The 6,883-nt window shown below is 72.5% G+C and carries 8 protein-coding genes; all 8 read left to right on the top strand.

Going from position 1 to position 6,883, the window contains the following annotated elements:
- Positions 1-3 precede the first annotated feature (3 nt).
- Positions 4-1,680 (top strand): terminase, encoded by a 1,677-nt coding sequence (locus tag ACYVQV_RS03745; RefSeq protein ID WP_461021913.1) that lies wholly within the window; start codon positions 4-6, stop codon positions 1,678-1,680.
- Between the two features lie 22 nt (positions 1,681-1,702).
- On the top strand, positions 1,703-3,163 hold the full coding sequence (locus tag ACYVQV_RS03750) for a phage portal protein (RefSeq protein WP_461021914.1): 1,461 nt from the start codon (positions 1,703-1,705) through the stop codon (positions 3,161-3,163).
- Positions 3,156-4,145, top strand: a complete 990-nt coding sequence (locus tag ACYVQV_RS03755; protein ID WP_461021915.1) for a hypothetical protein — start codon at positions 3,156-3,158, stop codon at positions 4,143-4,145. The genes ACYVQV_RS03750 and ACYVQV_RS03755 overlap by 8 nt, the downstream gene beginning before the upstream one ends.
- A complete protein-coding gene (locus ACYVQV_RS03760) occupies positions 4,145-4,312 on the top strand; it encodes a hypothetical protein (RefSeq protein WP_461021916.1) in 168 nt (55 codons plus the stop codon). Before ACYVQV_RS03755 ends, ACYVQV_RS03760 begins: the two co-directional genes overlap by 1 nt.
- 85 nt (positions 4,313-4,397) lie before the next feature.
- Positions 4,398-5,162, top strand: coding sequence for a hypothetical protein (locus ACYVQV_RS03765; protein WP_461021917.1), 765 nt, complete (start codon positions 4,398-4,400; stop codon positions 5,160-5,162).
- A 61-nt stretch (positions 5,163-5,223) separates the two neighbouring features.
- Positions 5,224-5,610: a potassium transporter gene (locus tag ACYVQV_RS03770; RefSeq protein WP_461021918.1), complete on the top strand. Its 387-nt coding sequence runs from the start codon at positions 5,224-5,226 to the stop codon at positions 5,608-5,610.
- 17 nt (positions 5,611-5,627) lie between these two features.
- Positions 5,628-6,665 (top strand): major capsid protein, encoded by a 1,038-nt coding sequence (locus tag ACYVQV_RS03775; protein WP_461021919.1) that lies wholly within the window; start codon positions 5,628-5,630, stop codon positions 6,663-6,665.
- Positions 6,665-6,883 (top strand): hypothetical protein (locus ACYVQV_RS03780; protein ID WP_461021920.1); only part of this gene is annotated, 219 nt, incomplete at its 3' end. The genes ACYVQV_RS03775 and ACYVQV_RS03780, both read left to right, overlap by 1 nt.

The raw sequence follows: 6,883 nt of genomic DNA on the forward strand, positions 1-6,883 counted from the left end.
TCGGTGCCGTGGAGGCCGTCCGAGCCTGGTGAGTACCCCACGCTCGGCTGGTACGTCCTGGACTGGATGGTCGAGCACCTCGCAGCACCCGACCGCGGTGACTACGAGCCGTTCGTGCCGACGCGTGAGCAGGCGGAGTTCATCCTCCGCTTCTACGAGCTCGACCCGGTCACCTGCCGTCGGGTCGTGAAGCGTGGCGTCCTCTCCCGGCCCCGAGGCTGGGGGAAGTCGCCGCTGCTCGCGGCGCTCGCGATCACGGAGGGGCTGGCGGACGTCGTCCCGGACGGGTGGGACGCCGCCGGCCAGCCGGTCGGCAAGCCGTGGACCCGGGTGCGGACGCCGCTGGTGAAGGTGGCGGCGACCACCGAGGCCCAGGTCGAGAACACCTGGGTGCCGCTGCTCGAGATGGTCACAGGCCCGGTGGTGGACGCCTACCCGGGGGTGGAGCCGCTCGGTGGGTTCGTGAACCTGCCTCGGGGCCAGATCACGCCGGTCACGTCGTCCGCGACGACGGCCAAGGGCGGCAAGCCGGTCTTCACGGTGATGGACCAGACGGAGTCCTGGACCTCCAGCAACGGCGGCGTCCGGTTCGCTCGGACGCTGGTCGACAACGCCACGAAGATCGGCGGCTCGGTGATCGAGTCCCCGAACGCCTACACGCAAGGCGACGGCTCCGTGGCGGAGAACACGGCGAACGCGTACCAGGCGATGCTGGAGGGCCGCACCAAGCTCGACCGGGGGTTCCTCTGGGACCACCGTGAGGCGCCGCCTGAGACGGACATGAGCGACCGCGAGTCGCTCCTCGCCGGGTTGCGGTACGCCTACGGCGACTCCTCGGATCACCCCGACGGGTGCGTCATCCACGACCCGCCGTGCGGGCCTGGGTGGGCGCCCCTCGAGTCGGACATCCTGCCCCGGATCTGGCACCCAGACGCCGACGAGGAGACCTCGGCGGCGGACTTCCTCAACCAGATCTCCTCCGGACGATCCGATATCTGGGTCACGCAGCCCGAGTGGAAGGCGAGGCACGACCCCGACCGCGCGGTCCAGGACCGGGACGTCGTCGTGCTCGGCTTCGACGGGTCGCGCGGCCGCGCCAAGGGCAAGCCCGACGCGACCGCGCTGATCGGCTGCAGGGTCAGCGACGGCCACCTCTTCCAGGTGGCGGTGTGGGAAGCGCCCGACCGCCCCGGCAGCTGGGCGGACTGGACGCCACCGATCGTGGAGATCGAGGCGCAGCTCGACGAGTGCTTCCGCCGGTACATGGTGGCCGGCTTCTACGCGGACCCGGGCAAGGACTGGCGCTCGCACGTGAACGCGTGGGAGGCGAAGTACTCCGGCAAGGTCGCCGTGAAGGCCACCCGGGACCACCCGTTCGAGTGGTGGATGACCGGTGGCCGCTCCGGGCTGGTGCAGCGGGCCGTGGAGTCGCTCGAGGGTGCGATCCGCAACGGTGACTGCACCCACGACGGGTCGGCGGCGCTGACCCGGCACGTCGTCAACGCCCGCCGGCGGTTCTCGGCGAACAAGCTCGCGCTGGGCAAGGAACACGACTACTCGACCAAGAAGATCGACGCCGCGGTCGCCGCGGTGCTCGCCTGGCAGTGCCGGTTGGACGCCGTCGCAGCCGGCGTCACGGCGCCGAAGCCGCGGTCCACGAAGTTCGAGCGGCTCTACTGACGGCTGAGGGGAGGTCCTGCCCGTGATCGACGTCGACGAGGTGCGGTCCCCGGGGTGGTGGCTGAAGACCCTCAGCAGGGAGCTGCACAACCGTCGCACCGGGCAGGGCTACAGCCGGCTGAAGCTGAAGCTCGACAACCACGTGCGGCCGGGCCTGGACGAGCTGGACGGGTACCTGCGCGGTGAGCCCCCGCTCCCCCACGTCGCAGCAGGCTGGCGCGAGGCGATGCGCGAGTTCCTGCGCCTGGCGCGGATGAACTACGCGCTGATGTCGGTGCAGGCGGTCCAGCACCGCATGACCCCCGCGGGCTTCGGGACGGCGGCCGACGACGACCGCAACGGCGACCAGGAGGCGCACAAGGTCTTCCGCGGCAACGCCCTCGACCTGAAGTTCGCCGACGTCTCGGAGTGGATGCTCGGCCTCGCCGACGGGTACATGATCGTCGGCCCGCCGTCCGAGTCCGGCGGCGTCCCGCTGATCACGGCCGAAGACCCGCGGGAGACGATCACCGCCCACGACCCGGCCACCGGCCGGGTGCTCGCCGGGCTGAAGCTCTTCCGCGACGAGTGGGACTCCACGGACTTCGCCTACCTGTACCTGCCCGGGCGCTGCCACGTGGCGCGGCGCAAGAGCACCACGTCGATGACGACGGCGCCGACGTTCCGGCTCTCCCCCAAGTCGTGGGAGTGGGACGACAGGAAGGGCGGCGCCGACGGCCAGCAGCTGCCGCCGACCCTCGGTGGACGTGTGCCGGTCGTGCGCTTCCGCAACGCACGCGGCGTCTCCGAGTTCGAGCCGCACCTCGCGGTGCTCGACCGGATCAACGACCAGATCTTCGACCGGGTCGTGATCAGCAAGTACCAGGCGTTCCGACAGCGCGGCATCAAGGGCCTGCCGGACAGGGACGAGAAGACCGGCGAGGAGATCGACTACAGCGAGGCGTTCCTCGCCGACCCCGGCGGCATGTGGCGGCTGCCTGCCGGCGCCGAGGTCTGGGAGTCCGCGCTCGGCGACATGCAGGGCATCCGCTCCGCGATCAAGGACGACGTCGAGTCCTTCGCCGCAGTCACCTTCACGCCGCTGCACTACATCACCCCCGACGCCGCGCAGGGCTCCGCCGAGGGCGCCTCGACCATGCGCGAGGGACACCTCTTCCGGGTCAAGGACCGCCGCCGCCGCGCCGACGCCGCGCTCGCCGAGGTCATGAGCCTGGCGTTCGCCTGGACCGGCGACCAGCAGCGCGCCGACGTCCACAAGATCCGCACCATCTGGGAGCCCGCCGAGCAGTACTCCCTGACTGAGCGGATGTCCGCCGCGGCGCAGGCGAAGGCCGCCGGTCTGCCTCAGGCGTCGATCTACACCGACGTCATGGGCTACGGCCCGGCCGACCTCGTGCGCATCGAGCGGGAGCGGGCGACCGACCTGCTCTTCATGCCGCCCGGGCAGCCGCCGGCCGCGACGCCGGTGGTCCCCGGTGGCTGACCGGCTGACCACAGCCCAGGCGGCGACCGTCGCGGCTTGGGTGGACCACCAGGCCGCCGGCCGCGCGAGGATCCTCGACGGCGTCCTGCGGTTCGTCCTCGCGGTGATCCGGTCCATGGGCGGCGGCGCCATGTACAACCAGGACCTGGTCGACGAGCAGGCCGTCAAGATCGCCGCCCAGGTCCGCTCCGGCCAGGTGACGATGGCGAACCTGACCACCGCCTACCTCGACCAGGTCCTGCGCGCCCTGGATGTCGAACCGCCCCGCGACCCGGTCCACCTCCCCACCCAGCTGCGGCCCGTCGACCCGGTCGTGCAGTGGCGCCGGCCCGCCGAGCAGTACCGGTACGAGCGCTCGCAGGGTCAGGCCGAGGAGAACGCGCTCGCGGCCGCTGTCCGGCGAGCCGAGGAGCTCGCGGACGCCGACATCGCGCTCGCCGACCGCGAGGCCACCGCCCGGCACCTGAGCGTCGTCCCGCAGGTCGTCGGCATGCGGCGCGTCATCCGCCCCGAGCGGTCCGACTCCGGGACCTGCGGACTGTGCCTCGCAGCGTCCGACCGGGTGTACCGGGTCGACTCGCTCCTACCGGTCCACCTGCGCTGCAAGTGCGAGGCCCTGCCCATCCTCGCCGGACGCCCCGACCCCGGGCGCTCACTGAACGAGGACGAGCTGAACGCCCTCTACGCAGCCGCCGGGTCGACGAGCCAGAGCGACCTGGCACGGGTCCGGTACCGCGTCGACGAGCACGGAGAGCTGGGGCCAACGCTGATGCCTGCTGACGCCACCGACCGCCTGAACGCGAAGCGGGCCCCGACCCGACCCGGGCCGCGCGAGGGCTACGCCGGCGAGATCGCCGCGCTCGAGGAGACCCTCGCCGACCTGGAGCGCCGCGCGTCCACCGGCGAGCTCGTGGACGGCCCGCTGGCCTACCAGCGCGAGCGACTGGCCCACCTGCGGGCGATCGCCGAGCAGGCGGCCTGATGTTCGAGGTGATCTTCGACCTTGGTCCTCTGCACCTGCGTGTCGTGCTTGGTGACGGGTCGCCGGACGCACCGGACCGCGACGACAAGGCGCCCGGGTTCATCGAGCGCTCGGTCGCGCAGACCGACGTGGAGGACGGCCGACCGGTCGGCTTCACCCGCACCTGAGAGCGTCCCTGCCCGCTTCCCCGGGGCAGGGCCGAGGACCGGCCCGACAGGGCAACCAACACCCGACACGGGAGACGACACCAGCATGTCCGCACACCTGACCGGCCTGCCCGCGCACTCGGGGCTGAGCATCTTCCACCGGCCCACCGGCGCCGCCCGCTGCCAGAGCTGGCGACCCGGCCCGATCCTCCCCGAGGGAGAGCACGACGACCCGCCCGCCGGCGGGGGCACGTCCGGCGGCACCGGCTCCGGCGACACCGGCACCGGAACCGGAACCGGCGAGCAGGGTGGCAAGGGCAGCGCTGGTGGGCCGGGCGCCGACAAGGGCTTCCCGGAGAACACCCCGCTCGCGGAGATGACCGTGGAGCAGCGTGAGGCCTACTGGAAGCACCAGGCCCGCAAGCACGAGTCCCGCGCCAACGCACGCGGCGACTACGACGCCATCAAGGCCAAGGCCGAGAAGTACGACCAGATCGAGCGGGAGCGGCAGACGCCGTCCGAGAAGGCCGTCAACGACGCCCGCGAGCAGGGCCGCCGCGAGGCCCTCGCCGAGGCCAACCAGAACGCCGCGAAGGCCATCCTGCGCGCCGGCCTCACCGCCCGCGGCAAGACCGGCGAGCAGGCCGAGGCGATCGTCTCCGGCCTCTCCCTCACCGCGTTCGTCACCGACACCGACGTGGACACCGACAAGGTCGCCACGTACCTGGAGTCGATCGCCGGCCCCATCACCGGGCCCCAGCAGCTCGACCTGGGCCAGGGCCCGCGCGGTGGCGGCACACGCAAGACCGGCGTCGCCGCCGGCCGCGAGGCCTTCGAGGCCTCCCGGAAGAAGACGGCCGCCAAGGCCTGACCCCAGCCACCCCCGCGCCGCCACGGCGCACCCGTCCCAGATCCCCGAAGAGGAGAAGACCATGCCCAAGCTCCGCACGGAGTCCATCGGCGCGGGTGACCAGTCCTGGCTCGGGTCCACCCACGGCATCCACGAGTGCCGCACGGAGACCGTCGACGTCAGCGCGTTCACCGCCGGCACGCACTACCCGAACGGCTACCTGCCGTCCGGCACCCCGGTCGCGAAGGTCGGCGGGCTGCTCGTGCCCTACGACAAGACCGAGGCCACCGTCACCGGCGCGGGGATCCTCGCCGGCTTCATCCTCACCGACCAGCCGGTCGTCGGCACCGCGGACTTCCCCGTCCCGGTCCTCGACCACGGTCGCGTGAAGGCCGCCAAGGTGCCGCACTCGTTCGCCGCGCCGGCCGCGGCGGCGAAGCGCGCCGCCACGACCGTCGTCTACATCTGAGAGGGGTCTGAGCCGAGATGGTTCTCTGGACCGACATCATCGACCCGGCCACCCTCACGGGGTACGCCCGTGCGGCGCTGGCCGACTACGAGGCCCGCCGCGGCACCCTCGCGCGCTGGCTCCCCAACCGCGACGTCGCCGACGTCGTCGTCCGGTTCGTCGCCGGCTCCACCGGCCTGGTGGACGTGGCGAAGTTCCGCGCCTACGACGCCGAGGTCGAGGTGGGCAAGCGCCAGGGCGGCAAGCGGGTCACCCTCGAGCTGCCCGCGCTCGGGCAGAACCTGCCCGTCAGCGAGTACGAGCAGCTGCGCGCCCGCGGCGGCAACGTCACCGAGGAGGCCGCGCTCGCGAGCATCCAGCGGACCACGGTGCAGGCCGTCCAGGCGGTGGCCGACTCGATCGAGCGTCTGCGCGGCATCGTGCTGACGACCGGCAAGGCGACCATCGACCAGGACAACTTCAAGTCCGACGACGACTTCGGTCGCCCCGCCGGGCACACCGTCACGGCGCCGGCGCTGTGGTCCGTCGCGGGCACCGACGCGCTCGGCCAGCTGGAGACGTGGGCCGACGTCTACCGCGACTCCACCGGTGAGGAGCCGGGTGCGATCGTCATGTCCACCCGGGCCCTGCGCGCCTTCGCTGGTCTCGACCAGATGAAGACGCAGCTGCTGAACGGGGCGTCCCGCCCGGCGACGGTCGAGGACGTGCAGGCCACGGTCTCGGCCGCCGGGCTGCCGCCCATCTACCGGTACGACCGGCGGGTCAGCGTCGACGGGGTGTCCACGAAGGTCCTGCCGGACGACCGGGTGCTGCTGCTCCCGGCGCCGGTCGAGACCGACGACTGGATGGGCACCGACCTGGGGGCCACGTTCTGGGGTCGCACGCTGACCTCGACCGAGGCTGACTGGGGCATCGAGGACGCGGAGCAGCCGGGTGTCGTCGCCGGCGTCTACCGCAACCCGAAGCCCCCGATGGGCATCGAGGTCATCGCCGACGCGATCGGCCTGCCCGTCCTGGCCAACGCGGACCGCTCGTTCGCGGCGGACGTCCTCTGATGGGCCGCAGGCTGGCGCGGTTCGTGCACGTCGCCGGGCACAGCTTCGCGCCCGGCGACGAGCCGCCGCGGGAGTTCGCGGACCAGATCACCAACCCGAAGGCCTGGGCCGACGAGGCCGCCGACGGCGGCTCGGGTGACGGCGGCTCGGGTGACGGCGGCTCGGGTGACGGCGGCTCGGGTGACGGCGGCTCGGGTGACGGCGGCTCGGGTGACGGC

The organism is Thalassiella azotivora (genome assembly GCF_054781695.1).

Coding starts and splice junctions, on each gene's coding strand:
- ACYVQV_RS03765 (WP_461021917.1), top strand. CDS start 4,398: ATGTCCGCACACCTGACCGGCCTGCCCGCGCACTCGGGGCTGAGCATC.
- ACYVQV_RS03775 (WP_461021919.1), top strand. CDS start 5,628: ATGGTTCTCTGGACCGACATCATCGACCCGGCCACCCTCACGGGGTAC.
- ACYVQV_RS03770 (WP_461021918.1), top strand. CDS start 5,224: ATGCCCAAGCTCCGCACGGAGTCCATCGGCGCGGGTGACCAGTCCTGG.
- ACYVQV_RS03760 (WP_461021916.1), top strand. CDS start 4,145: ATGTTCGAGGTGATCTTCGACCTTGGTCCTCTGCACCTGCGTGTCGTG.